Annotated in this window: 39 protein-coding genes; all 39 read right to left on the bottom strand. The window is 30.2% G+C overall.

From position 1 onward, the window contains the following. Positions 1-12: 12 nt before the first annotated feature. Entirely contained in the window at positions 13-402 is a 390-nt protein-coding gene (locus JJE11_RS00365) for a hypothetical protein (protein WP_291632259.1), read from the bottom strand. Positions 403-484: 82 nt separating this feature from the next. Next, the gene (locus tag JJE11_RS00360; protein WP_291632258.1) at positions 485-796 is read right to left on the bottom strand and encodes a hypothetical protein; all 312 of its coding nucleotides are present in this window, start codon (positions 794-796) and stop codon (positions 485-487) included. A 1-nt stretch (position 797) separates the two neighbouring features. After that, entirely contained in the window at positions 798-1,076 is a 279-nt protein-coding gene (locus JJE11_RS00355; RefSeq protein WP_291632257.1) for a hypothetical protein, read from the bottom strand. A gap of 24 nt (positions 1,077-1,100) precedes the next feature. Next, a complete protein-coding gene (locus JJE11_RS00350) occupies positions 1,101-1,358 on the bottom strand; it encodes a hypothetical protein (protein WP_291632256.1) in 258 nt (85 codons plus the stop codon). A gap of 304 nt (positions 1,359-1,662) precedes the next feature. Then, positions 1,663-2,031, bottom strand: coding sequence for a hypothetical protein (locus JJE11_RS00345; RefSeq protein WP_291632255.1), 369 nt, complete (start codon positions 2,029-2,031; stop codon positions 1,663-1,665). Next, a complete protein-coding gene (locus JJE11_RS00340; protein WP_291632254.1) occupies positions 2,031-2,492 on the bottom strand; it encodes a ribonuclease H in 462 nt (153 codons plus the stop codon). The genes JJE11_RS00345 and JJE11_RS00340 overlap by 1 nt, the downstream gene beginning before the upstream one ends. Before the next feature lies 1 nt (position 2,493). After that, positions 2,494-3,297, bottom strand: a complete 804-nt coding sequence (locus tag JJE11_RS00335; RefSeq protein ID WP_291632253.1) for a phage antirepressor KilAC domain-containing protein — start codon at positions 3,295-3,297, stop codon at positions 2,494-2,496. Then, the gene (locus tag JJE11_RS00330; protein WP_291632252.1) at positions 3,290-3,652 is read right to left on the bottom strand and encodes a hypothetical protein; all 363 of its coding nucleotides are present in this window, start codon (positions 3,650-3,652) and stop codon (positions 3,290-3,292) included. Before JJE11_RS00330 ends, JJE11_RS00335 begins: the two co-directional genes overlap by 8 nt. 219 nt (positions 3,653-3,871) lie before the next feature. Continuing rightward, positions 3,872-4,441, bottom strand: coding sequence for a hypothetical protein (locus tag JJE11_RS00325; RefSeq protein ID WP_291632251.1), 570 nt, complete (start codon positions 4,439-4,441; stop codon positions 3,872-3,874). Positions 4,442-4,519: 78 nt separating this feature from the next. Next, positions 4,520-4,783, bottom strand: coding sequence for a hypothetical protein (locus JJE11_RS00320; RefSeq protein ID WP_291632250.1), 264 nt, complete (start codon positions 4,781-4,783; stop codon positions 4,520-4,522). Between the two features lie 73 nt (positions 4,784-4,856). Beyond that, entirely contained in the window at positions 4,857-5,240 is a 384-nt protein-coding gene (locus JJE11_RS00315) for a hypothetical protein (RefSeq protein WP_291632249.1), read from the bottom strand. Between the two features lie 23 nt (positions 5,241-5,263). After that, complete coding sequence (locus JJE11_RS00310; RefSeq protein WP_291632248.1) at positions 5,264-5,764, bottom strand: hypothetical protein; 501 nt, start codon at positions 5,762-5,764, stop codon at positions 5,264-5,266. Between the two features lie 508 nt (positions 5,765-6,272). Beyond that, on the bottom strand, positions 6,273-6,467 hold the full coding sequence (locus tag JJE11_RS00305; protein ID WP_291632247.1) for a hypothetical protein: 195 nt from the start codon (positions 6,465-6,467) through the stop codon (positions 6,273-6,275). A 24-nt stretch (positions 6,468-6,491) separates the two neighbouring features. Then, complete coding sequence (locus tag JJE11_RS00300) at positions 6,492-7,118, bottom strand: hypothetical protein (RefSeq protein ID WP_291632246.1); 627 nt, start codon at positions 7,116-7,118, stop codon at positions 6,492-6,494. Between the two features lie 166 nt (positions 7,119-7,284). Continuing rightward, entirely contained in the window at positions 7,285-7,488 is a 204-nt protein-coding gene (locus JJE11_RS00295; RefSeq protein ID WP_291632245.1) for a helix-turn-helix domain-containing protein, read from the bottom strand. 106 nt (positions 7,489-7,594) lie between these two features. After that, a complete protein-coding gene (locus JJE11_RS00290; RefSeq protein WP_291632244.1) occupies positions 7,595-8,002 on the bottom strand; it encodes a hypothetical protein in 408 nt (135 codons plus the stop codon). Between the two features lie 151 nt (positions 8,003-8,153). Further along, entirely contained in the window at positions 8,154-8,846 is a 693-nt protein-coding gene (locus tag JJE11_RS00285; protein ID WP_291632243.1) for a hypothetical protein, read from the bottom strand. A 67-nt stretch (positions 8,847-8,913) separates the two neighbouring features. Further along, complete coding sequence (locus JJE11_RS00280) at positions 8,914-9,267, bottom strand: hypothetical protein (protein ID WP_291632242.1); 354 nt, start codon at positions 9,265-9,267, stop codon at positions 8,914-8,916. A 158-nt stretch (positions 9,268-9,425) separates the two neighbouring features. After that, a complete protein-coding gene (locus JJE11_RS00275; RefSeq protein WP_291632241.1) occupies positions 9,426-10,256 on the bottom strand; it encodes a hypothetical protein in 831 nt (276 codons plus the stop codon). Next, on the bottom strand, positions 10,247-10,708 hold the full coding sequence (locus tag JJE11_RS00270) for a cytidine deaminase (protein ID WP_291632240.1): 462 nt from the start codon (positions 10,706-10,708) through the stop codon (positions 10,247-10,249). The genes JJE11_RS00275 and JJE11_RS00270 overlap by 10 nt, the downstream gene beginning before the upstream one ends. Beyond that, complete coding sequence (locus JJE11_RS00265; RefSeq protein WP_291632239.1) at positions 10,695-10,931, bottom strand: hypothetical protein; 237 nt, start codon at positions 10,929-10,931, stop codon at positions 10,695-10,697. The genes JJE11_RS00270 and JJE11_RS00265 overlap by 14 nt, the downstream gene beginning before the upstream one ends. A 90-nt stretch (positions 10,932-11,021) precedes the next feature. Next, complete coding sequence (locus JJE11_RS00260; RefSeq protein ID WP_291632238.1) at positions 11,022-11,963, bottom strand: ATPase domain-containing protein; 942 nt, start codon at positions 11,961-11,963, stop codon at positions 11,022-11,024. 127 nt (positions 11,964-12,090) lie between these two features. Continuing rightward, positions 12,091-12,498, bottom strand: a complete 408-nt coding sequence (locus tag JJE11_RS00255; RefSeq protein WP_291632237.1) for a hypothetical protein — start codon at positions 12,496-12,498, stop codon at positions 12,091-12,093. A 140-nt stretch (positions 12,499-12,638) separates the two neighbouring features. Beyond that, positions 12,639-12,821: a hypothetical protein gene (locus tag JJE11_RS00250; RefSeq protein WP_291632236.1), complete on the bottom strand. Its 183-nt coding sequence runs from the start codon at positions 12,819-12,821 to the stop codon at positions 12,639-12,641. A 209-nt stretch (positions 12,822-13,030) separates the two neighbouring features. Further along, positions 13,031-15,772, bottom strand: a complete 2,742-nt coding sequence (dnaE, locus tag JJE11_RS00245; protein ID WP_291632235.1) for a DNA polymerase III subunit alpha — start codon at positions 15,770-15,772, stop codon at positions 13,031-13,033. Beyond that, the gene (locus JJE11_RS00240; RefSeq protein WP_291632234.1) at positions 15,772-16,479 is read right to left on the bottom strand and encodes a thymidylate synthase; all 708 of its coding nucleotides are present in this window, start codon (positions 16,477-16,479) and stop codon (positions 15,772-15,774) included. The genes dnaE and JJE11_RS00240 overlap by 1 nt, the downstream gene beginning before the upstream one ends. A 160-nt stretch (positions 16,480-16,639) precedes the next feature. Then, the gene (locus tag JJE11_RS00235) at positions 16,640-17,521 is read right to left on the bottom strand and encodes a hypothetical protein (protein WP_291632233.1); all 882 of its coding nucleotides are present in this window, start codon (positions 17,519-17,521) and stop codon (positions 16,640-16,642) included. Position 17,522: 1 nt separating this feature from the next. Further along, the gene (locus JJE11_RS00230; RefSeq protein WP_291632232.1) at positions 17,523-18,017 is read right to left on the bottom strand and encodes a hypothetical protein; all 495 of its coding nucleotides are present in this window, start codon (positions 18,015-18,017) and stop codon (positions 17,523-17,525) included. Further along, positions 18,014-18,184 (bottom strand): hypothetical protein, encoded by a 171-nt coding sequence (locus tag JJE11_RS00225; protein WP_291632231.1) that lies wholly within the window; start codon positions 18,182-18,184, stop codon positions 18,014-18,016. The genes JJE11_RS00230 and JJE11_RS00225 overlap by 4 nt, the downstream gene beginning before the upstream one ends. Then, positions 18,184-18,429, bottom strand: a complete 246-nt coding sequence (locus JJE11_RS00220) for a hypothetical protein (protein ID WP_291632230.1) — start codon at positions 18,427-18,429, stop codon at positions 18,184-18,186. The genes JJE11_RS00225 and JJE11_RS00220 overlap by 1 nt, the downstream gene beginning before the upstream one ends. 327 nt (positions 18,430-18,756) lie before the next feature. Continuing rightward, positions 18,757-19,107 (bottom strand): hypothetical protein, encoded by a 351-nt coding sequence (locus tag JJE11_RS00215; protein ID WP_291632229.1) that lies wholly within the window; start codon positions 19,105-19,107, stop codon positions 18,757-18,759. Further along, positions 19,100-19,855 (bottom strand): hypothetical protein, encoded by a 756-nt coding sequence (locus JJE11_RS00210; protein WP_291632228.1) that lies wholly within the window; start codon positions 19,853-19,855, stop codon positions 19,100-19,102. Before JJE11_RS00210 ends, JJE11_RS00215 begins: the two co-directional genes overlap by 8 nt. 1 nt (position 19,856) lies before the next feature. Then, positions 19,857-20,822, bottom strand: a complete 966-nt coding sequence (locus JJE11_RS00205; protein ID WP_291632227.1) for a CHC2 zinc finger domain-containing protein — start codon at positions 20,820-20,822, stop codon at positions 19,857-19,859. Then, complete coding sequence (locus tag JJE11_RS00200; RefSeq protein WP_291632226.1) at positions 20,812-21,354, bottom strand: hypothetical protein; 543 nt, start codon at positions 21,352-21,354, stop codon at positions 20,812-20,814. The genes JJE11_RS00205 and JJE11_RS00200 overlap by 11 nt, the downstream gene beginning before the upstream one ends. Further along, positions 21,335-21,601: a hypothetical protein gene (locus tag JJE11_RS00195; RefSeq protein WP_291632225.1), complete on the bottom strand. Its 267-nt coding sequence runs from the start codon at positions 21,599-21,601 to the stop codon at positions 21,335-21,337. The genes JJE11_RS00200 and JJE11_RS00195 overlap by 20 nt, the downstream gene beginning before the upstream one ends. Before the next feature lie 149 nt (positions 21,602-21,750). Then, positions 21,751-21,930, bottom strand: a complete 180-nt coding sequence (locus tag JJE11_RS00190; RefSeq protein WP_291632224.1) for a hypothetical protein — start codon at positions 21,928-21,930, stop codon at positions 21,751-21,753. A 330-nt stretch (positions 21,931-22,260) separates the two neighbouring features. After that, the gene (locus JJE11_RS00185; RefSeq protein WP_291632223.1) at positions 22,261-22,635 is read right to left on the bottom strand and encodes a hypothetical protein; all 375 of its coding nucleotides are present in this window, start codon (positions 22,633-22,635) and stop codon (positions 22,261-22,263) included. Positions 22,636-22,637: 2 nt separating this feature from the next. Then, the gene (locus JJE11_RS00180; protein WP_291632222.1) at positions 22,638-23,024 is read right to left on the bottom strand and encodes a hypothetical protein; all 387 of its coding nucleotides are present in this window, start codon (positions 23,022-23,024) and stop codon (positions 22,638-22,640) included. 337 nt (positions 23,025-23,361) lie between these two features. Next, positions 23,362-24,897, bottom strand: coding sequence for an N-acetylmuramoyl-L-alanine amidase (locus tag JJE11_RS00175; protein ID WP_291632221.1), 1,536 nt, complete (start codon positions 24,895-24,897; stop codon positions 23,362-23,364). Positions 24,898-24,910 lie beyond the last annotated feature (13 nt).

The raw sequence follows: 24,910 nt of genomic DNA, 5'->3' as shown, positions 1-24,910 counted from the left end.
TTATTTTCATCATTATCTTTCACCTCTCAATGCATTTAATACACTAGTTTTTGTGAATTTGTATCTTTTACCACTAATTAATTCTTCAGCAACTACTTGATATTTACTACTTCTTGTTTTAATTTCTACTAATTTAAATTGATTGCCATTTGAAGTGAAGACTTTATTAAAATCAGTTTCTTCTAATCCTATGCGGTTACACATGTTTTTCCAAGCATTTTGTTCAAATGATTCACCATTTACTTCATTTTGTTTAACTTCAATTTTTGATGTAAAGCTTTTTCCAGGTTGGTAACTAATATTTCCAAGATTAATTGTAACATCATATTTTGCTTCGATTTGTTCCATTGTCATTGTTTTAAAATCTGATCTAAATTCTTTTAGCATTGTTTTTGTAATCATCTTAATTCTCCTCCAAGAGTATTCTCTTTATTTCTAATTAAATTATATCATGATTCTTGAGAATGTAAACAGTTATTTTCGTTTATTCATTATCTAAACCAGTTAATTCTCTAAGTTGAACAATTAAAACTATTGCATCTCCTAAATTATTTCTTAAATCTTTAACATTTTCTGTGTCCATTCCTCCAGAAGAAGGAACTCTTACTTCGAATATTCCACTACATTTGCTAAAATATATTTCTGGTAGATCTCTATTCATTGCATTGACTTGCACATCACTAATTAAGTATAATTCATCTGCATCTTCATTTTGCTTTTCAAAATATCTTATGATTTGATAACCCATAGATTCATGGGTTACCGTCATATAATTCTCAAAATATTCTTTTTTCATTTTAAATTACCATCCTTGTACTTTGTTTAGTATTAATTATTGTAGTATCAAATATCATTTTAAATTCATTTGAGAAATGTATAATTCCATATATATTATCATCAATTCTTTTGTTAGCTTCATCAAGAGTTGTTAACTCTTCAGCTGTATAGAATAAATCTTGGTCAAGAAATACTTTACCTCTATAATATTGTCTGTAAATTCTAATAACTTTGTTAGCTTCTTTGTCAAATTCTGTTACATATAAGATGTTTGTTACTTTTTGTTTGTTCTTCTTCATTTTAATTGTCCTCCTAGACTTTTTTTAAATCTGATTAATTACTTCTTCATTTACTAAAATATCTCTACCATATTTTGTTTGTATTTCTTCTAATGTTTTTTCAGCATTTTTAATAGCTGTTTTTTCTTTAGTACAATTAGCTGCAACTTTATAATTAATATAATCACTTTCAATATCATAATAATTAATAAGTACTACAAACCCAGTTTCGATTTTTTCAATTTCGATATCAATTCTTTTAACTTCTATTAATTCGTTTGTGTATGTGCTTCTTTTATTCATTTTAATTGTCCTCCTAGACGTTTGTTCTTTATCTAATTAAATTATACACTAATTTATAGTAAATGTAAACAGTAAGTGTAAATTCTTTTCGTTTATTTTTTTATTTATTATAATTAGGTCATTGCCAATGAGATTAAAAGCATGAGAACATTTAAACTTGTTATTAAAAACTATGAAACAATAGTTGGAATGACCTAAGAATTAAATAGAGTGAATCAGGTAAACTTGCTGTGATCGCTTTATAAATATATATTAACTTTATTAGGTGTTCCCTGTCAACTCTTATTTATCACTAATTGAATGATTATAGTTTGCCATTGTCTCTTAAGTAATCTTCGACATTTGCCAAATATAATATAATCTCTTTTAAATCTTCTTCATTGATCTGAATTAATGTATCTGTCTTAGTTGTATATCGTTTTCTTGGGATTGGAATTTCTACCCCAAAATTATATTGTCTTAGTTTTTTCTTATAAAATGCTATCAATATATAAACTAACATTGGAATTAATAACTCAAAACCAAGTTGGAAAGATCCTCTAAACTGATATGCTCTAATTGCTAAATAAATACCAAAGTAAATATTTATTACTGAGAATATTCTGAAGATTATTCCTAAATTACATTTTAATGAATAAACGAATTCCGTAATCCATTGCTTCAATATCTCCATTATCTCTTCATCCTTTGAGTTGCTTCAACAGCCGCAACATCTGCCATTTCATTATACATGTTTCCATCATGCCCTTTTACCAGCACAAAATCAACTTTCATTTTAACTCTTATCATATTTAAAACCATATCAACTGATTGAAATATATCTTTGTTTTTGATAGGTGCTCTAGCTTTGGTTACCCAACCATTTCGCTTCCAATTTTTTAACCAATTCGTTATTGAATTTACACAATAATTTGAATCAGAATAAATTGTAATTCCTTCGATATCTTCTTTCGAATATAAGCAATAAATCAATGCTTCGTTAATGGCTTGTAACTCCATTCTATTATTAGTAGTATGAATATCTCCACCACTTAATTTTAAGATTTGGTCATCTTCATAAATAATTATGCATCCCCAACCTCCTGGGCCAGGATTGCCAGAACATGAGCCATCCGTATATATTTTTAATTTCATATTATTTTCTCATTTCTATGTGATTTTTTTCTAAAATATCATAAACAAAATACTTTCCATTAGTAGTCCATTTTTGAAGTGTTTTAACTTTTTCTGTTCCGTCTGCAGCTAAATACATAGCTTTTTCTATTTTTAAATATCCAAGACCAGCATATTTTTTATCTAATCTCCAAATTTTAAAAACTTTATATTGAACTCCTAAATCTCTTAAGATCTGATTTAATTTTACTGCTGAAAGTCCAAATTTTCTAGCAACTTCAGTAGTTGTAAACAATGCTTCATCAGAATCAGCATATTCAATACAATCGACTCCCGTGTGGTCAATAGCAACTTTCTTAATAGAATCATTCATCTCTTTAATTCTGGCTTCTAGAGACTCATTTTGGTACTTTAAGAAATGCACTGATTTTGCATAAGAACTAATTGTATTTTCTAAAGATTCAATCTGATCAGCTGCTGACTTAAATTCTTCTGACTTCTTTAAATCATATTCTTGAATTAATTTATCGATTATTTTTTTACAGCTAGTTCCAATAGGCGATTTTTGTAAAAAACATACCATTGAACACATTTCTAAAGTGAAAGCATAATCAATTTTTTCTATTTTAGTTCCAGGTTTCCAACTCTTAAATGTAAAATAATCTCTGTCTTTTTTAAAGTCATACATAAATAACATTGTAATCCAATATTTGTATTCTCTAATCTCAAATAATTCATTATATAAATCTTGGCCAACGATAAAATGTTTACCACTTGCCCCATGTTTTATGCTAAATCTGCTACCACTTTTTTGGCTGTTACTCATTTCTCAATACCTCTCCTTCATCAATTAAAAATTTAATTTTGATTAGTGATTTTACCAACAAAATGTAGAAGTTGTTTTCACTAATCGATCCTAACCATTTGCCAGTAATAGGACATTGAAATGAAGCGTTATATAGAGATCCTCCACGATCAACATTAATATATTGAATTCTAAATTGATATTTCCTTAATAAAATTCTTAATAATCTTTCCATATCCTCTTGTTTTACATTAGCTTTTTTGTCTTTAAACGGTTTGTATTCCTTTAGTTTTTCTTGTAATTTTTCTTCACAGCCAGGTTGACCGACTTTTAAGAAAATGTAGTCTTCAAATGTTATTTCTTTTGGGACTTTCATCTTAATTTTCTCCTTTTAATTTTTATTTTATTGTGCCAGCCTCACTTGGAGCTGGACCTTTTTAATATGAATAAAGCTGGAACTCTCTCTGGGAATGTTGTTACCTCCACTAGTATTAATTCCAGCTTTATCTTTATAAAATTAAGAGTTATTCCAGTGGTATTTTACCTCCGCCAGTGTCACCTCTTAAATTTATTCATTTTAGTTAGATATTATTTTTTAAATATCCCATTCGTCTTCATCAGCTTCAGCTTCTTCTGCAGGTTCTACAGCAGTTTTAGCATCATCTGCAATTAATAAATCTGCATAGAATTTAGCTACTTGTTTTGTTTTAACTTTGATGCCACGTTTTTTGCACTCTTTATATAAAACTTGAGCAGTGTCACCAGCATATGTACCTAAATCTTCTTCATCTTCTTCAGCTACTTTAACTGCGGCTTTAGCTGTTTTTGCAGGCTTAGCAGCTTTTGCTGGTTTTTCTTTTTTGGCTGGTTTTTCAGCTTTTGCTTCGACTTTTGGAGCTTCAGCTACAGCTTCTTCATCATCTTCATCATCATCAGATTCAGAACTATTTGCATCTACACCAGATTTAAGAACTGCTTCAATTTTTCTTACAGTTACATGCTCTGGAAGTGCGTTGATAATCATTTCAGCTCCTACATTTCTACCCATTCTAGCTAATGCTAGTGAAGTAAGTGGGAATCGTCTCCCTAAGTCCAATAGTGCTTCTGTATCTGAGTTTTCGATTATTGCTTGTGTTGCTTCGGTCATTGTCCAATTTTTTGCCATTTTAATTTTTCCTCCTTTTAGGTTTTTGCTTAAAATATATTAACTCTTGATTTTTTATGGATAAGAGTAACTCCTGATTTAAGTTATTAATTCGATTGCTTCATTTAAAGCATCTCGTAATTCAATAATTTTTTCAGTTGAATTTATATGGATTGCTCCTTTTAAGAATAATTCTTTTGGTTGGTCATTTGCCATATACACAACTTTTTGAGCTATTGTAAAACCAGTTTCAGTTTCACTGATAACTAAATTTTTATTATCTTCTAATTCTATTTCCGCTAATTTTTTAAAGAACATGTTTTTATTTTTCCCTTCTAATTTTAACTTTGTCCTTCTAGACATTTTCAATAGTCAACGTCTCTTTTAACTAATTAAATTATACATCATTTTTTAGTATATGTAAACAGTTACTTTACTATTTTACAACTATTTCATCATTTTCATCAGTTTCATCAGTTTCAATTTCAACTTCTGCTTTAAATTGGATCGTAAATTCTTCTTTTTGAATTAACCAGTTCAATTTATCAATTTCAACATAATCAGTTAAGCTTGTAAATTTCAACACTGATTCTCCATCATGGTCAAATTTTATTTCTTTAATTCTGAATGTTCCTAATTTAAATGGTTTTACCTCAACTATTTTGCATCCAAGCTCAACATCATTATTTAACATTTGTAACAATAACATGCTGTTAGGCAATTCTGAATAGTTACATTTTAGAGTTAAGTCAATCGTTCCATTTGCGCGAATATTGTGGCCACCATACCTTACTAATTCTTTTACTTTAATTTTCTCCATTTTAATTTTCCTCCTTTTAAGTTTTATTTAAATAGATCTCCATTTGCCTTTGTGGTTTTATCAAACTTTTTATTTTTCTCAGAATAGAATTTGCTTCTACTACTTGAGGCTCCACCAATTTTCTTTGTTACTGTCACTGAAGTTGAATCTTCAGATGATAAATCTAATCCCATGTCAATGTTTTCAATTCCACCTGTATTTATATATTCATTAATAGCTTCGATATCACTCGGCTTCATTATGATGAACGTCTCATCTACATTTAAGAATTGAATTGCAAACATTGGTACTTTATGAGTAACTCTTGCATTGTACTCCAAAATTCGAATATCTTTTTGGCTAATTTTTATAGATGTTGCATCTGTTGATTTTAATTGGCAGATCACAAAATCATTTTGGCCATCTTCCTTTTCAATCCAACCACTTCCAGAATTAATAGTTCCCTTCATTCCAAGAGACTCCATTACTTCAATTTCATTCTTCCGATAAAATTTAAATGTTCGTTTCTGATTATTGCTTCCCATAGTTTATTCTCCTTTTATTTTTTATTTTAATTGTACCAGCCTCTCTTGGGGCTGGACCTTTTTAATTGTACCAGCTTCAGCGGGGGCTGGACAGCTAGAAGCTGAATAACTGTGAACCAGCCTCTCTTGGGGCTGGACAGTTGCTAATTATTTAATTGCATACCAGCTTCACTTGAGGCTGGACCATTTACTCTATATATTAATCTATATATATTATATTCTTTTACCACAACAAGTATAATAGTTTTTATTAAGTTATATTAGTTATATTAGTTATATTAGTTGTTATATATTAGTTGTATTGAGTTGTGTTGTTCCTCAATTGTTATAGATATTATATATTATCTACATTGATTTGTAAACAGCAAATCACAACAAATTACTAATTTTAGGTAAAAGAATAAAATGTTAATCTAGGAGCAGCGATGGCATTGATGATTGTCTATATTGCTTTGTGATTAATAATCCTCAGAAGCCCAATGCACATCACAAAATAGCAGATCAGCTATTATTTCTCATAACGTTTACGAAATCTAAACTTACTCAATTCAAAATCAATAAAAGTTTTCTTTCTAGCTTGTTTGCCTTCTACAATTTCATCATGAGCTTTCTTTTCTTTGATATATATTTCACAATTAGCATGACAGCCTACAAATCGATCTAGGCAACCCTTACAACAGCTTATATTTCCATGAATATCCATAATATATTATCTCCTTATAATTAATTAATGTTCCAAAACCAAGTTTTGCTTAGTCTCATGTATAAAACCATATAGAGCAATACAAGCCGAATCAGCTTTATTGTCATTATACGTATATTTTACCCCAACAACTTCTTTAACTACTCCTTTCTTTTTGCGATGAGATACTTCATCTAAAAGGCTGTCCTCATAACCTTTAGCAATAATAAATTTAATAGTTGGCCATTTCTTAGGATCCAATCCAAATGGGTTAGATTCAGGCTTACTGTGACCTACAGTTTGGCACTTCCAAGCACGTGTGTCTACTGAATAGACATTAATCTCAAACTCAGCAGCAGTGTCTACAATTAGGGCATTGATAGCACCCATTGATTTAATATAATCTATATTTATAAAGCCAGATGATTGCAAGCGTATTCTTTCAATAATAACTATTACCTCACAATTAGGAAGCTTTGAAGCTGTCAACTTTATTTTGGTAAAAACTTTGATTAAGCGTTTGCGTAGAGCAATTCGACGTTCTGAATTATTATCAAATGCATCAAGTCGAATATTCGTGATAATTCTTAATTTATTATTATGGACTACTGAAATACCAGTGTCTTTATATGATTGGTCAATTCCAATTACAATCTTATTTTTATGCTTCATATTTAATTTACCTTTCCGACAAGCTGATCTCTCATCACATTCTAAGCAATCTAAGTAAAGGACATGAGAATGAGTTAAGGGACATATTCGACTCATCTAATGTATTCCATCATCAATTAAATTAAAAGCTCCATGAGATAACTTACTATTCATTAGGAGCTTTATTTTAACTTCTTGATTCATTTGCTTGCTCAGCTAGTTCTTGCTCTTTTAATTTACGTTCATGACGCCAAATGTAGCGATAGATTGCTTGCCTAGTTACATGCTTACGTTCAGCAATTTCAATTACAGAATAACCTTTATTTCTAAGATCGATAATATGTTGAGCTTCCTTATCTGATCTGATAGTTGCTTTATGCTTCCTTTTCATTTTATTCACCTCTTTCTGTTAAGTCGATTTGTTGTGCTTAGAAACCAATGCCAAAATATAATTCCAAATATGAAGCCAACAACAACTCCAATTACTAACATTGTGATTAACAACTTTTTTTACCATGAGATAATGTGAACTTTTTACGTTGTAGCATCTCACCAGTTATAATGTCTTTTACATCACCAGGAAGTAATGCATGACGATTGCGAATTATACGGTTATCGACATCGATAATTGGTGTATTAACATATATATAATTCATGGCAATATCAGTGACTTCTAGCCCATTTACTTGATCGCCAATATGGACAACTTCAGCTAAATTCCAACCAGCTTCAGCAATCACCTCAGCATTAGTGATACAATTATGTTGTTCTGATTCCAAGTGAAACCATGGTTCATCTTCAGTCCATCCGTCAACATAATCTATTTTACATGGATACTGATCAGAATCAATTGTTCTTACATACATTCCAACTTCTATTTTAAAACCTTTATTTGATTTTTTCATTTTATAATTCTCCTTTTATATTTAATTTATGATACACGAGGATGACAATGGCTAACATTAAGTTAATACATATGATAATATACAGCTATGGATATGATATTTACTACAATCACATCTAGTGACACTAATAATATTTAGAAGATCAGAGTGCTTAATCGTTATTAATATGATAAATCATCTTTTCAAGTTGCTCTTCGATCAGATTAACTTTTTCTTTATATGAGTCATTGATTAATCTCATAACTTTAACTTGAGCTTTTAAAACTACATTCTCAGCTTCAGCTTTTAATAACTCATCAACACGATCTTTACACATTTTACCTTCATTAGCTTTGGCTATAACTGTAGTGATTGTTGCAGCAATTTCTTCAAATCTGGCAACACTGGCAGCGGCATCGGCAATAGGCTTAGCTTCAGCAGCAAGATTAATGGCGATATTATCAACATCTATATCATCAACTACAACAGCATTTGTATCCCTGGGAATCTCGTTTTTTTGCATGTTTGGTACTTTTGGAACTTGTGCCATTTCAGTCATTACTTGAACAGTTTTGCTTCGATTGTAGTCAGCTAAAGTTTTATCAGCTTTTATTTTTTCAATTATTGCGATCTCTTTTTCTTCTTCTTGACTTAATTCTGTTAGTGCAAAGTCAACTAAATTAAAACCATAATGCAGGCTTAATAATTTTGCTTTTTCGAAGATGGTTTTTGCAGCATTTTCTGCATTAATCTCTCCACTTGCAAAACGTCTTTCCATATCATTTTTTTCATTCTGTAAATCTGCTTTGATTTTGTCAATTGTTTCTCTAATTGCTAAATCTTGTTTGCTTGCTTTTAATCCCATTTTGTTTTCCTCTTTTTTTCTATTTTTTTAAAATTGAAGAGGGAAGTTAATCCCTCTAAATTGTTTTTTATTTCTTAATTGTTATAAATGAGTGAGCTAATACTAAGTCATTTAATACTTCAACTGCTTCAGTTGCTTCTTCAAAACCAGCGATTATTTTTTTAATAAATTCAATATTTCCAGAACCATAAGCTGTAGTTTGAATTTGGAATTCTCTATCATATTTGTTCCAGCTAATATTTGGTACAAATTCATTTGTTGAGCGAATATTAATTTCTCCTAATGAACCTTCAATTGTGAATGCTTTTTCTTCTTCGATATCATAATAAAATGTAATGTTGTATTGATAAGGTTTTAAACTTTCAAATTCTGTTGTGATATAACTTTTTGATTTTTCATTTCTAATTAAATTTGTTTTCATGTGTTTGTCCTCCAAGACTTTTTTAGTTGTTGCATGTTTCTATTACATTTATATAATACACCAATTTCTGGAGGATGTAAACAGTTATTGTAAATTCTTTTTGTTTTATTTCTTTAACTAAAAAATAAGATCAGTTTTGAATTGACCTTATCTTAAAATTAACTCAATTTAATCTTTCCAAAACCAATGTCCCAACATGCATTTCTCATTCCACAATTTTTAGCTTTTTTACAATTTGCAGAATCACAATTATCACAGCGATCTATTAAGATCCCTTCATCAATAAATTTCTCATAATGATATTTCACATCTTCGCATCTATCAATAAATGGAGCAACTGTTTCTGGTTCATAATCATATATATACAATTTAAACTCTTGACAATTTTTATCATCACATAATACAAACCCTTTTTTATATCCAGTTAAATATAAATAGAACTGTAATTGTTTATGTCCCGAAGCATGACTTGTCATCTTTTTAAAACTAAATGTGTTAACTGATTTTACCTCACCAACTATTGGTTCATCTCCAAATAATTCAGGTATTTTACAGATAATATCAGGTGAATATGAAATCATATATTCTTTATTCATTCTAGTTCTATCCATCGTTTTAGCAACTCCATATCCTCCACGAATAAACAGTCTTTGCCACTTCTCATGAATAGCATTTCCTTCTTCAAATATTCTCATTAAACCAACTGGAATATCCTCACCTTGAGACATTTTATAAACCAAACTTAAAACTTGCTGACGAGTACACCATTGTGGCTCAGGGCAAATCATTGCTGAAGCATGTAAACCTTTACGCTCTTGAGTCTCTAAGCCTCTCGTCATTACCATATTTACGAACTTTGTTTCTTCCTCAATATTCTTATCCATAAAAAATGTTCTGTTCAATAATTTCTCAAATTTATCAGCTTCAGATGATTGAATTTTTGCATTTGATTTTTTTGCATTTGCTTTAATCTCTGCTACTATTCCCATATCGTTTCTCCATTACTATTTACAACTCTCTTTATGCCAGCATTTCGTAACATTCGCTCACATATTGGACAAGGAACTGGCTTGTCATCTACTAACCACTTAGTGAAATAGTATTTGTCCCATGGATCCTGAGAAGTTTGATTAAATGATTCACAAGCCAAATAAGCTGTGCCACCATAAACTTCTTTTCTGCTTGCAGAAATTAATGCATTTTGTTCCGCATGAACAGATCTACATTCAGTATAATTTGAATATCTCTCTGAGTCTTCTCGTTTACAAATTCCAATATCACAACAATTACTTTCACCTCTTGGGCTTCCATTATATCCGGTAGCTACAATTTCATCATGATTAACGATTACACATCCATAATGCCTTTTTAAGCAAGTCGATCTTTTACTGACTGCTAAAGCTATTCCTAAATAATAATTATCTTTGCTAATCCTTGCCATCTTTTTTACCCTCAATCTTTTCTTGCTTCTTTAATATTTCATTAACTCTATCCAAGCTCATGATTGGAACATCAATCACTTTCATCCCAAACATTTTTGATACGGCCATTACTTTATCTGACCAAAATCTTGCAACTTTTGCTGGGATTAAAGTTGGATATAACTTTCCACCTCTAACTACAAATAATACGACTCCATCGACATTTACTTTTTTGTTTTCCATTTTTCTTTTATCTCCTTCTTTATTTTAATAAATATATATACGTCAAATACAAAAATAACAACTACTAATAATCCTAAACTAAATGATATATTATTCATCCCAATTATCATCTTTTGAAACACGTTTTCCATATTCTTTAGCTCTAGCATCCATCAATTCTTTTCTGATCTTTTTAACATCATCGAAACTTACAAAACCTCTATCAAATATACATGGGACTTCACATTCTCCTAATGGATTACAGATTTTAGATTTAACAACTTTACACTTCATTACGAAACCAATTGTTTCCTCTTTAGCTGAATTATATGGGTCTTTATTCGGTATTTTTATCCAAGCTCTTCGTGCAACTTGGAGTCTGATTGAGCAACTATGCTTTAATCTTCTCCCACCAGGAGTATCAGTTTTTTCACCAAACATCATTGCATTCATTTTATCTCGGACTTGATTTGTGAAGATCAGTGTAGTTCCAGATACCTCCATTATTCCTTCAATTGGAGGCAAATACTTATTTAACAGTCTAGCAGTTCCTCCAATTCTTTGCTCCTCAACTGTATTTTTATTTGCTGACTTTAAAACTTTTTCTACATCATCTCTAGGAATTAAGCTTGGAACTGAGTCAATCCCAATCATTGGAATTCCAGCACGAGCAAACTGAATTGCTCTGTTCATTGCATCTTCTCCAAAGTTAGCTCTGTAAACTAACATTTGTTTTGGTTTATTCCCAAATACAGCGGCTCTTTGAGCATCAAAAGTTCCTTCAATTGGAATGTCTAGACACAAAGAATGAAGTCCACATAAATGATAAAGCATTGTAGTTTTTCCAGATCCTTCTGGTCCAAAAATTTCAACAACTCTTCCTTCAGGCATTCCGCCACCTAAAATGTGGTCTAAATCTTCAATTCCTGTTGACCATCTTTTAATCTTTAAATTCGCATTTTCGCTATCAATTGTAAAAACCGATCCTTTTCCTTCTGACTTTGTGATTTCGCCACATAAGTCAATAATCTTTTGCTTGTTTGTTTTAGCCATTTGCTTCTCCTTTTAGTTTTAAATTATAATAATAAAGTGAACTCTAGAGAAATATTTTACCCCAACATATATGTTTATATTGAGGTTTTTTAATATTTACTAGAGTCACATTTTGTGATTAATTCTTTTAGCTAAATAATTCAACTTCTGTCATAATTTTAAATTTGAAATGAAGTTCTTTTGCTCTTGCTTGAATTTTTTTAGCTTCTTCTAATGTATAACTTGTATGTCCAATTGTTATGCTATTTCCTTTTTTCTGAACTAATCTAACATTTGTACTTTGGTTGCACCATTTGAAGTTTAATGCTTCATTAATAATTTGTTCTGCTTTTTCATCAGTTACTGTTTGAGTTTTGTAAGATGATGATGGTAATGAAACTTGATAACTGTCTGAATTGTCAAATGCTGATGTAATGATAATTGTATCTTCAGCCCATTTAGCTCCCATATCAATCCAAGTTCTTTGAATGCTTCCAGTTACTAGTTGTTCTTTACTGTTGATAATTTCTACTACTTCTTTAAATGTTTTTGTCATGATTTTATTCCTCCTAGAATATTTTTTCTATTGCTGTATCTATTTACATTTAAATAATACACTATTTTTTGATGAATGTAAACAGTTTTTGTAAATCTTTTTAATTAATTTAAAAAAGGGTTTTTGATTAACCCTTTATTTTATTTTTCTATATAAATCATTAATGTATCTTTATAAGTTCTTACAATGTCAACTTTTCTTTTATCAATATAAGTTGGAATTTCTTTTCCTGTAATCTCTTTTCCTTTACCATCAGTTATAATTATTGCTTTTCCATTTGATAACATTCTATTGAAGATTAAATCTATTTGTTTCTGGTTCATATATTTGTCCTCCTAGACATTTGTCTTTGTAATGTATTTCTATTACATTTATATAATACATTATTTTCTGGAGAATGTAAACAGTTATTGTAAATTCTTTTTAAATCTTTTCTAAGGTTTCTGTAAGTTCACTTATTTTACAAGTGCAATATAACTCTCCATCAACATAAATTTCATAATGGTCTCCAACTTTCTTAATATCAACTTTTTTATCCATTAGCACCTCGAGCACATAAAGCAGAATTATATTTTATTATCCTCTTAATATAGATATGTTTGCTAAACTCCAATGCTCCACTTTCCATTAGCTCATCAATAACTCTAGATGTAACTGCTCTATTTTTACAGCGATCATAAAAATCATCGTAACTTATAAATATTCCATTATCTATTTTTTCTTTGTAAATGAATGCAGCTGCTTTATCTCCAATATTTTTGATATCAGATAATCCTTGCTGAATTACACGTTCTCCATCAACTTCCCTTAAAGTTGTCATTGGCTCAGAATAATTTACGTGAGGCAAAAAGATGACTGCTTTATCAGTTGAAGCTTTTGTGCAAAACCTATAATATTCTCCTTCGTTTTTAGCATATTTAATTTTAGAAAACCAATATTCATTTGGGTGATAAACTTTGTAAAACATTTCTTCAACTGAAATTAGAGAATACCCAACTGCGTGTCCTTTATTAAATGAATAAGCTAACAATTTTTGAAACAAATCAATTGCTCCAGTTTTAGTCATTCCATTTTGAATTGCTCCAGCTGTAAATGTTTCCATTAATCCAACTATTAGTGGGTCTGTTGCATCAAAACCTTTTAAACTTTTCATGATTTTATCTGTTTCACCCCAAGACATTTGGCCAATGTTTACACAAATTTGCTGTATCTGTTCTTGGTAAATGATTGTCCCATATGACTCTTTTGTGTAATCCCAATAATCACTTTCTCTTGCTTCAGTAGGATTATATTTATTTTCAGCATATTGTTCTGGCATATGCAAACTTAATGGCCCTGGACGATTCATTGAAGAAGCAGCTACAACATCAGCAAAACAATCACAATTTATATTGTTTAAAATTCTTCTAGCTGTTGCTTTTTCAAATTGGAATATACCATCACAATTACCATCTTTGAAGTTTTCCATTATTTTTTTATCCTGAACAATAGAATCATAATCACAAGTAATTCCAGTTGAACTTCTTAAATCTCCAATTGATTCCATTGTTTTTAATCCAAGAACATCAAACTTAATAACATTAATATCTTCTAAATCTTCTAAATTATAATTAGTGAACATGTCTCCATTTTTATCTGATCTCAATGCCACATAATCTAATAAATTCCCAGAAGTAATTGCTACTCCTGCAGCATGTGTTCCCATAAATCTCATTTTAAGATATAGTTTCGAAAAGTGTTTGATAATATTATCATATCTATCATTGTAATCTAGAGCTCTTCTATCATTCAAAATACCTTTATCTAGCACTCCATCTGCAATGAACTCTCTAACTAAACCCTTAATATCGACAATTACTCGTTTATGCTGATTTTTTCTATCATCGTCTAAAGTTTTTCCTATAGTTTCTAATCCACAAACCTTTGCTAAATCATTGACTAAATTATCAACTTTGTAAAGTCCATATGATGCAATTCTTGCGGATTGACCTTTATATTTTTCACACATATATTCTATAACTTCATATCGTCTTGATGTTTCAAAGTCTAAATCAATATCTGGGAATTTAGTTTTATCTTTTCTTAAGAATCTTCTAAAATCTAATTCGAATAATAAACTATCAACTTCGGTTATTTTTAATGCATAAGCAACTAAACTATTGCACACTGATCCTCTTCCTGGGCCAACGACTATTCCTTCATTTTTTGCCCATTTAACATAATCTGCAACAATTAAGAAATAGTCTTCAAAACCATGGTAATGAATTACACCAAATTCTTTTTTGCATCTTGCTAAATATTCTTTATTATATTTTCCTCTATCTTTTAAACCTTGTTTTATATCATCCATCATCTTTTTAGTCGAATCTTTTACCCCTTCAATTATTGGTAATTCTAACGGTAAGGCGTCTAGGATATTGTCCTCAACTTTGGCTTCAATTTCTTCTAGGTTCTCCATCATTTCATCTGACATTTTACAGGCAAAATCATATCGGCTTAACTTGTTTTTCTTAAGATGTGGTAAATCATTTTGATGCATTAAAACAAATCGTTCAGTTAATTCTGATTCAGTAGGCATATATCTTTCTCCATATGTCTCTTTTACATCGAAAAAATTATGATTTGCAACTTCATGCATTTTCATATAAGTATCTAAATCATCTTTTCGACCTCTGTGAGAATCTGATGTTAAAATACATTTTATACTTAATTTTTTACCAAGTTTTATTAAAGCTAAATTCACTTTTTCTTGTACTTCTGGCTCAGAGATTTTATATGGTTGAATCTCCAAATAAAAATCATCTCCAAATATTCGTTTCATTTCTATCAAATATTTTTCAGCTAAATCAACTCTGTCTTTAATTATACATTGGCTTGAATAACTTGCAACACAAGCTGAAGTACAAATTAATCCTTCTTTAAATTCTTCTAAAATCTTGAAGTCCCAAATCGGATTATAATATTTTTGAGCATCTCCAGCATACTGAATTTTATTTAAGTTGCCATAACCTTTTAAATTCTTAGCAAATAAGCATAGATGAAAACCTCTAGTTTGAGGTTTATGTTTTGGAAGGAAATATCCTTCAATTCCAAGGACTGGTTTTATTCCAACTTCTTGGCATGCATAATAAGTTTGGATTAATCCATTTGAGTTTCCATGATTTGAAGTTCCTAAACTTGTATGCCCTAATTCTTTGGCTAATTCTGCTAGCTCTTTTGCTTTACCAAAGCCATCAAATGTACTGAACTCATCATGCCTGTGTAAGTCTATCATTAGTGATTACCTGCATCATTTCTTTGAGCTTTTTCATAATCACGTGTATATAAATGTAACGATCCAGCAATATGTGTGTAAGTCCCAATTTCAACATTTAATTCCATTGCTAATTTAATTTGCATAGCAGTAAATTGAAACACATCATTTGGAAAACCCATCCATAAATCATTCGATCTCATGTAAGTTGTCATATATAACTTTTCATCACGAATAAAAAATTGTAAACTTACTGTGCAATTCAAATCTTTTGTTGGTTTTTCAATTAAATTTCGTGCTTCTTTTATATGGATAACAGCTTGCCTACTATTTGGATTATCTCTTAAAATTGTTTTAATTTGTTCCCATTGGTCAAACCCATATTTATATTTTATGCAATAACCATAATTACTATTTAATGTGACTCCATCATCAGACATTCTATCCCAATTATGAGTTATCATTTGCATTGATTTTAATGTTGGAGATCCTGCTTCATACCATAATAATTCGCCAATTAAATATCGCATTGGCAAATTTCTAATTGGTTCTTTTAAAATACATCTAGTGGGATCTTCAATAACTGTTATTGCATTTATAACTTCTCCAATTATTTCGCCATCTCTGCTTGTTTCTGCTACACAATTTTCAGTTAGCATTTTATACCAATATCTCCAAGCATTGTCAATATTTTTTACCTTAATAAATTCATTAAATTTTATAGCCATTTTAAATTGCTCCTTTTCTTTTTAATGGACCAGCTCTCAGTTTTGGCTGGACCTTTTCAATGGACCAGCTCTCAGTTTTGGCTGGACCTTTTCAATGGACCAGCTCTCAGTTTTGGCTGGACCTTTTCAATGGACCAGCTCTCAGTTTTGGCTGGACCTTTTACTTGATATTTAATACTGCAATTAATTCTCTAAAATAATCTTTTCTTCTCTCAATATCTTTGCATGTTTCAGCCATTAATTTTATACTTGCTTTAGCATTGGCTAAATCATTTTCAATAAAATATTGAATGTCTTGATAATCTTCTACCCTTTCAAAACCATAAGCAAAATGATTAGTTTTATCATATTCTGAGTCAACTAATGGATAAACACCATTCATTATTGCTTCAATGAATCGAGGAGTTACCCAGCCAATCTTATTATACAATTCCCTAGCAACAACATATGTATATTCATGTGTTTCCAATTGATGCATGTACTCATCATAGGGTAACCTATTATCACTAATGACTTGTCCATCAACATCATAAGATTTAACAAACAAATCAATTAATTTTTCTGAACCATCTCCAACTAGAACTTTTTTAAGTTTTCCATCTCTACCATTGTTATTACCTCCAAAAATCAATTTCTTTTCTTTCTCACAAAATTCTAACTTTCTCTTATAAAATAATTCTGGAACATAGCTATAAAATTGTGGAATGTGTATAAATTGCTTAAATGAATTCATTGGCATCTGGTGTAATAATATATCACAATTGTTTATAATATCTGCTGATGTTTCTAAAGCCATTGTATCTGTCATGATAAAAAAGACCTTTGCTCCTTCAGCTTTTTTCTGATTGATTATTTCAATTTCATCTTCTTGACTTTCAACTAATCCATTAACTAAAATATACACATTGTTAGACAATCTTGGTTCTAAATCTATTAAAGCATTTTTAATCAAGCCATATTCATATAAACCACCATTTTTATCAACAGCTTTTCCATCATGAATATAGTAGTTAATTCCTAATTTTTTAGTTTCAATTTTCATTTTATAGTTCTCCTCTAGCAATAGCATTTGCTATTTCATTTATTTTAGTATATGAGCATTTAACTCTTTTTACCCTACTAATTTTATATATTTTTTCAAATAAAATATCATATTGTTTTAGATTAGCTCCATGCTCTAAAGACGATCTTATGAGATCCTCTGATTCCATAAGAATTATTAGTGCATTTTGTTTCACTAATTCAATTTCAATTTTATCAAGATTCCTCATTGCTTCAGCCATATCATAATTTCTTTCAAGAGTCCCATAAACAATATCACTCCAACAAAACCTATCAAAAATTATAGCTGTTTCTTTACAATAAGAATTTAACTGTAGAAGCTGAAGCATTTTATCTGTTTCATTTTCATTATCCATTTTCTTATAGTCAAAATCTTTGTTTTTATGCTTAAAGATTTGAAGTTGTAATTCTTTTTGCAATTTATTACAAAGGGTAGTTTTACCTACCCGATCTATTCCTTCAACTATTATTATCATTTTACTTTTTTCTCTGGTTTTTTGCTGTAATAATTCTGCATTGCTTCAATTCCTTGCTTTGTGCCACAGTTTGGGCAAATTTCAGTTTCATTATCAATTCTGCTTATTGCTGGATATCCGTAATATTTGTTTCCACAAATTGGACAAGTCTTTTCTTCGTTTTTCATTATTTTACCTCAATTTCTAAATCTCTTGATAACCATAACTTTAAATTTGGAACTAAATGCTTATAATCAATTAATCCTTTTTCCATATCCATTGAATTATCAATTGTGAATGCATGTTTTGTTCCATTTCTAAATGTTACTGTAAATTCATTTTCAATAGTTCCTAATACTGTGAATAATTCTTGATTTTTCTTAACTGCTTTGTTTCCATAATCTTCTAAAAACTGTTGTTGTAATTTATTCATGTTATTGTCCTCCTAGACATTTGTCTCTCTTTACATTTATATAATACACTGTTTTCTGGCAAATGTAAACAGTTTCTGTGAATATTGTTAATTCTTTTTAATTAGCCATGTACCAGCTTCAGCTGGGGCTGGACAGTTAGAAGCTGAATAACTGTGAACCAGCCTCACCTGGGGCTGGACCTTTTTATTGATTGAGAATGGGCCAGCTCACTCTGGGAGCTGGACCTTTTTATTGATTGGCTGTGAACCAGCCTCACCTGGGGCTGGACCTTTTTAATTGCAAGAAAAGGATAGCATTTTCAGCTATCCAATTAAGTTAATAAGACATTACTTATTCAATCTATTAACATTCTCTTTTTGCTTTGTTTCAATCATATTATATATTTCTTCTGCTTCAAAACCTGAGAAGATAGCTACATTCATTAATACAATAAAGCAATCTGCGATCTCTTCTTTTTTATTCTCAACATCTAACTTTTTATTTCTATGGCTTTTCCATCTTTTATCAGAACTTAATACCTCACCAATCTCCGAAATAAGCTGCTGAATATGATAACTAAACCCATCAATATTATCTGCTGGCAAAATAGCTTCTACCTCAAATTTATAACTTCCTTTATATACAATTAACTGCTGGAAGTCAACTTGAGTTTTATAAAGTTTATTAAAATTATTCATCATCTTCCTCATCATCCCAATCATCTTCTTCTTCATCTGCTGGAGCATCATCTTCTTCATCCCAGTCATCATGAGCTTTGTCATCTTCTTCTAAAATTCCAATATAAAATGGTTTTGTTTTTCTAGGTTCTGCTTCAAGTTCTCTTTCTTTACATAATTTATATAATTCTTTTGCTGACATTTCTTCATATTTTGATTCTTCAGCTTCAAAACCATCTTCATCATTTTCATCAGTGTCATCTGCTGGCCATGCTTTTTCTAAATATTTTAAAATTGATTTGCTGCTTAATGGTTTTACTTTCGAATTTCTAAATTTCTCTTTATCCATTGGAATAACTGTATAATTAGTACTTTGTTGCTTTCCAGTTTTTTGAATAACATAATCACGATCTTTTAATGTACCATATGTGTCATACATTGCAATCAAGTTAGGAACTGCAGTACAATTGTTAACAGCTTGCATCAAAATTTTAACTTCATTTGCTTCATAATCATAAACAGTCCAAGCATATAAGGATCTCGTTCTTAGTGTATCATCTCCACAAAGTGGGCAGCTTTTTCCAAATATTTCCTGACATGGAACATTAATTCCTCTATCAAATGAATCATGAAAAACTATTTCCATTCCATCTTCTACATCTGTCAAAAATCTTACTCTTTTTTTCTCATCTGCTCTAAAATAAATAAATTTACCTTTACTTGCTCCAGATTTCTGTGATTCCTTTTTAATTTGGTCTAATAAGCTCATTTTATTTTTTCTCCTCTATTTTTTTTAGTGTCTTTTCGTTCATCTTTTTAAAGTTAATTTTAGTCATATCTCCTGGGTCTTTTATTCCCGATAAAAAACTAAATCTGATCACTTTATCTCCGAACATTTCTTTTAAATATTTATTACCTTTTTTACCAGAAATATCGTTGTCTAAAGCTGAAATAATAATCTCAACATTTGCCTCATTAATCTTGTTAATTTGCTGTTGTGAAACTTTCCAACCAAGAATTGCTACGACATTTTTACATCCAAACTGTTTTAACTTTAATCTGTCCATATAACCTTCAACTATATAAAGAATCTTAGCATTTTTATAATTGCCAACTAAAGTTGTGGCTCTTGAGAAACCCGTATTATATAAATATTTTCGTTTCTTTTCAATTGTAGGGCTATCAGTTCTGCAAACCCATCCTTTAAATTTACCGTTATCCATCATTGGAAATATTATTGGATATTTTTTGTTAAATGTTACCTTAGCTTTACATCTGTTCAATGTCTTTTTGCTAAAGCCTCGTGCTTCCATATACCCACGAGAGTGTTGAACTTCATCGAATGTATAATCTATCATCCAATCAATATTCTTTAACCCGTGGTAATAATCATATGCCTCTGCATACAATTGTGTGTCTTTAACTTTGGTTTTATAATTCTTTGATAATTTTATATCCGAGCACTTATCTGATTTTAGGATCTCATGATATTTTACCAGAGCTTTTAAATCACTTAAGCCATTATATTTTTTCTCAAAATCAATCACAAACTTTTGTGCATTTCCAGATGCATTACACCCAAAGCATAAATAAAAATTATTTAAAATGTCACACGCCATTGACGGATTAACATCATCATGGAATGGGCAAACAATTTTATATTCAGCTTGATTATTGTTTGGAATTAAATTATAATACCATAATACTTTTAATAATACACTGCCACTATTCGTCATCTTCAGTTAAACTTAGTTTTAGATAAGGCTTAGATTTTACTGACGTATAACAATATTTTAAATTGTTGATCTGTGCTTCATCTAAATCTCCTAATTCGATCATCTGGTCTATTTTTTTAACATTGACACTTTCTTTGACATTTAAATACTTTTTGAACTTTTTAGGATTGACATGACATGATTTTAAATATTTCACTAAATCTTTCATATCCCCTATTTCATATTCTTTTTCTATAATCTCGTTACATAATTCTTTCTCAAAATACTTTGCAAATTCCTTAGCATTAAATGTAATTCTTTCTGGCTCAATTCTTAAAACTTTTAGCCTCGTTTCTTCCCCATCTTCTGCTACATCTAAGCACTTGACTTCTGTCTTTTTTCCTAAACTTTTTAAAATCTTTTTGGTCAAATCATCTTTTTCAGCTTTGTAATTGTCTTCATACATTTTATGAGCTAAATTTAATTCATAAAGTTTAAATGAATTTCGATTTAATTGTTTGACCATTGTATCTTTATCCAACATTTTCATCATCCACCTTTTCACCTTTTAATTCTTTGTAAACAAATGATGGCCATTGCTTATTTGGAGCTTTTACCCAAATAACTTTGTCATAACTTACAATATAAACTCTTCCATATTGTGTTTCGACTGTTAGCATCCGATCGATCAAATTTCTTGATGAGAATGCTGCTGTTTGCATTTTTCCTGAGTCTTCTCGAAAACAGACCAGCATTCCAGCTGTCATATTCTCAATGTACTTTTCTTTTACTTTGTCCATTTTTATTCCTCCTGTACATTTATATCAATAAGAAAACATCATTTTTATCTGGCTTGATGCTTATCTTATAAATATCATTTTTTTTAATCCTCCTAGATTATTTAAGTATATATAGAAAGGGAACTTTCATTCCCTCTGTTTTTAAAATCTTAATTAAATTCTATAACTAATTGTCCTTTTGAAGTTGAATATTCTATTTGAATATTAGAATCATTTGAATAATCTTCTTTGGCTTCTTTAATCATTTGGTTAAATCTTTTAGTTCCAACGATTTCGATTACATTTGCTTTAGTTGTTTTGTTGTAGTTTAAATAGAATTTTGTTTTCATATGTTTGTCCTCCTAGACGTTTGTTTTGTTTCTTGTTTAAGTATAATTATATTATATACTAGTATTTAGTAGATGTAAACAGTAAATGTAAATTCTTTTTAATTCTTTTTTTTTTACCAATATATTAATTTTATAAGATTATAATATCATAAAGAGGTTAAATTGTAAACAGTTGTTTTTAAAAGTTTATTGTTTAAAATAAGTCACTCTAGGAAACATTAGCAAATACTATGTATATTTTATTAGCAGTATATATAAAAGTTCTTAGAGCTGTCCAAGAATTAACATAATAAAAAGATAGTGATTAGACTATCTTCTTAAAATATTCATTTAGTTAGCAGCACAACGTTCAATATATCTTTGTTCTGCTCGAGCTACAATTGCTTTAGCAGTCCCATTTCCATTAAAAGAACTGTACGGTTTAAATAATAATTTTAATTCATGTATATCATTTTCTGTGATTATATCCTTCGCTAATATTTGTTCACCATCTTTAATAATTTGAGCATGAAGCAAAGCTTTTAAACCTTCTATAATCAAATCATTTGTTTTGGCTACTTTTTTATCTTTTTCTACTTCTTTTTGAATTCTATCTTCTACAACTTTCTCTTGCTCTTTTCTAAACCCTAAGATTCCATTAATTGCTAGAGCTAAAAGTGTAGTAATTAGAAATAAAAGAATAGGTTGTATATAACTATATAGCATTTTTAACTAACCTCTTTTTTGCTTTCTTTTACAGCTAATTGTATTTGGATAGCTAGCCATGCATCTAAATTATTATATTCTTCTGTGATAATTAATTTAGTTTTCTCAGGAATTACTCTATTTGCAGTTCCTTTAGCTAGCTCAAAAGCTTCTTTTTGAGTTTCGTCATTCCAGTTTTCATTTTTTTTAACTGCATCTACATAGGTTTGTGTAACAGTTAGCACAACATCTTGTATTGTATCAATTGCTTTATTTACTAACCTATTTTTTACTTTTTGTTCTTGGAAATCATCAATTTTTTTAAATGCTAATTTGATTAATGGCATTAGCATGTAGACAATGATTGCAAAAAATATTACCGGTAAAACTTGTTGTAGGATCTCATTCATAACTTTGTTCCTCCTTTTTTTTATTTGACCAGCTCCCAGTGATGGCTGGACCTTTTTAATGGACCAGCTCCCAGTGATGGCTGGACCTTTTTAATGGACCAGCTCCCAGCTTTGGCTGGACCTTTTTAATGGACCAGCTCCCAACGATGGCTGGACCTTTTTAATGGACCAGCTCCCAGTGATGGCTGGACCTTTTTAATGGACCAGCTCCCAGCTTTGGCTGGACCTTTTTAATGGACCAGCTCCCAGTGATGGCTGGACCTTTTTAATGGACCAGCTCCCAGCGATGGCTGGACCTTTTTAATGGACCAGCTCCCAGTGATGGCTGGACCTTTTACTACAGTTTCTTGCCTTCAAAATGTACATATGCAGCAATTCCTTTTCTCTTCATTAAATCTGCATAATCTATAGCATTTTTCTCAAATCTAAATGAACCTAAATTCACTTTAAATTTAACTTTATATGGATATTCATCCGCCTGCAGCTCACCTTCATTTTCTTCATCTTGTGAGGCGGATGAAGTGCAGTCCTGGTCATTACTTTCGCCATTGCCCACTATAGGAGATTCTGGCTCTTTGTCCGTTTTAGCGGCTAATTCAAGTTCAGTCATTTTTCTTAAAATTATAGTCATTGGAAGTTTTCGGCCAGTGTACACAACTTTAATGATATTTCCATCATTATCTAGCATAACTAACTGAGTCGAATCTCCACGATCGTAGAATGATAAATGTTCAATTCCTCCGTTATAGATATTTAAAGCATTTTTGACTTCAATAGAGTAAAGATCTCCAGTTGAGACTCCTATTCCAAATTTTCCATCTTTAAATTTTACCATAAACGTTTGGTTGTTCTTTACATCAATTCCATTAGGATTGCTAGTTGACTCATAGTGAACATTTTCACCTTTATCAACAATACAATAAGTACAACTCATTCCGCATTTAATGTTAGCTAAATATAAGTCCCATGACATATAATCTTTTGTTAAAACTTGATCTGTTTTATCAACTACAACATCAATTAATCCATCTGCATCATTTTTCTGATCGACTTGTTTTATTTGCGATTGATATCTTCCAAGTATTTGGCCATATGCATTAAGAAGTGGTTTGTTAACAAAATTATTTGCATTAATTGCAGCTACAACTCCATCTCCTAAGAAAGTGTCAATTGTTGCAACTTCTTTCCAACTTAATGGCATTGTATCAATAACTTCATCTTCTTTATTAATGACAAGTTTTAAATCAGTTCCACTTGCTTTAATAGTATTTAATCCTTCTTTTAAGTTTTGTTCAACTCCACCTTTTAAATTAAATTTTTCTACCAAAGAATCAAAGATAGCTAATGCAAATGCAGCTTGGCCTTTTGGAGTTGTAATAACCTCTAAATCTGACCATGTGTCCATAAAACCACATTCACATAATACTGATTCTATATTATGAGCTACAGCAAATCTGATTGTATAATAATGGTCTTTTCCACTATCTAAAGTTTTATGCTTTAACCCTCTATTTGGTAGTCCACTATATTCTGACATCTTCCGAACTAGTTCAGTTCCCCATGTGTCCATTGTCCCATTTACTGGTGTATAAACTTCTGATCCTGAACCACCTCCAGCATTATTATGAATATCAATGAATAAGTCAGCTTCCCAAATTACTGCAGCTTCAATTCTATCTTGATATGGGATATCAATTGCTCCAGTTGGGTCATCAAATCTTAGTGCTTTTACCTCACTAAATTGGGCTAATAAATTCTCTAAATTTGTAGCTATTTTGCTATTCATTTCCCACTCATGAGTAGTTGGAGTTTGAATTGTTCTTTTGCCTGCAGTAGTTAATCCATGTCCTGCAGAGATTGCTATTTTAATCATATTTCTTTACCTC

The organism is Clostridium sp., assembly GCF_016650095.1.
Taxonomy (GTDB): domain Bacteria; phylum Bacillota; class Clostridia; order Clostridiales; family Clostridiaceae; genus Clostridium_AD.
Note: the sequence above shows the minus strand (reverse complement) of the source record. Positions and strands in the feature narration are given on the sequence as shown.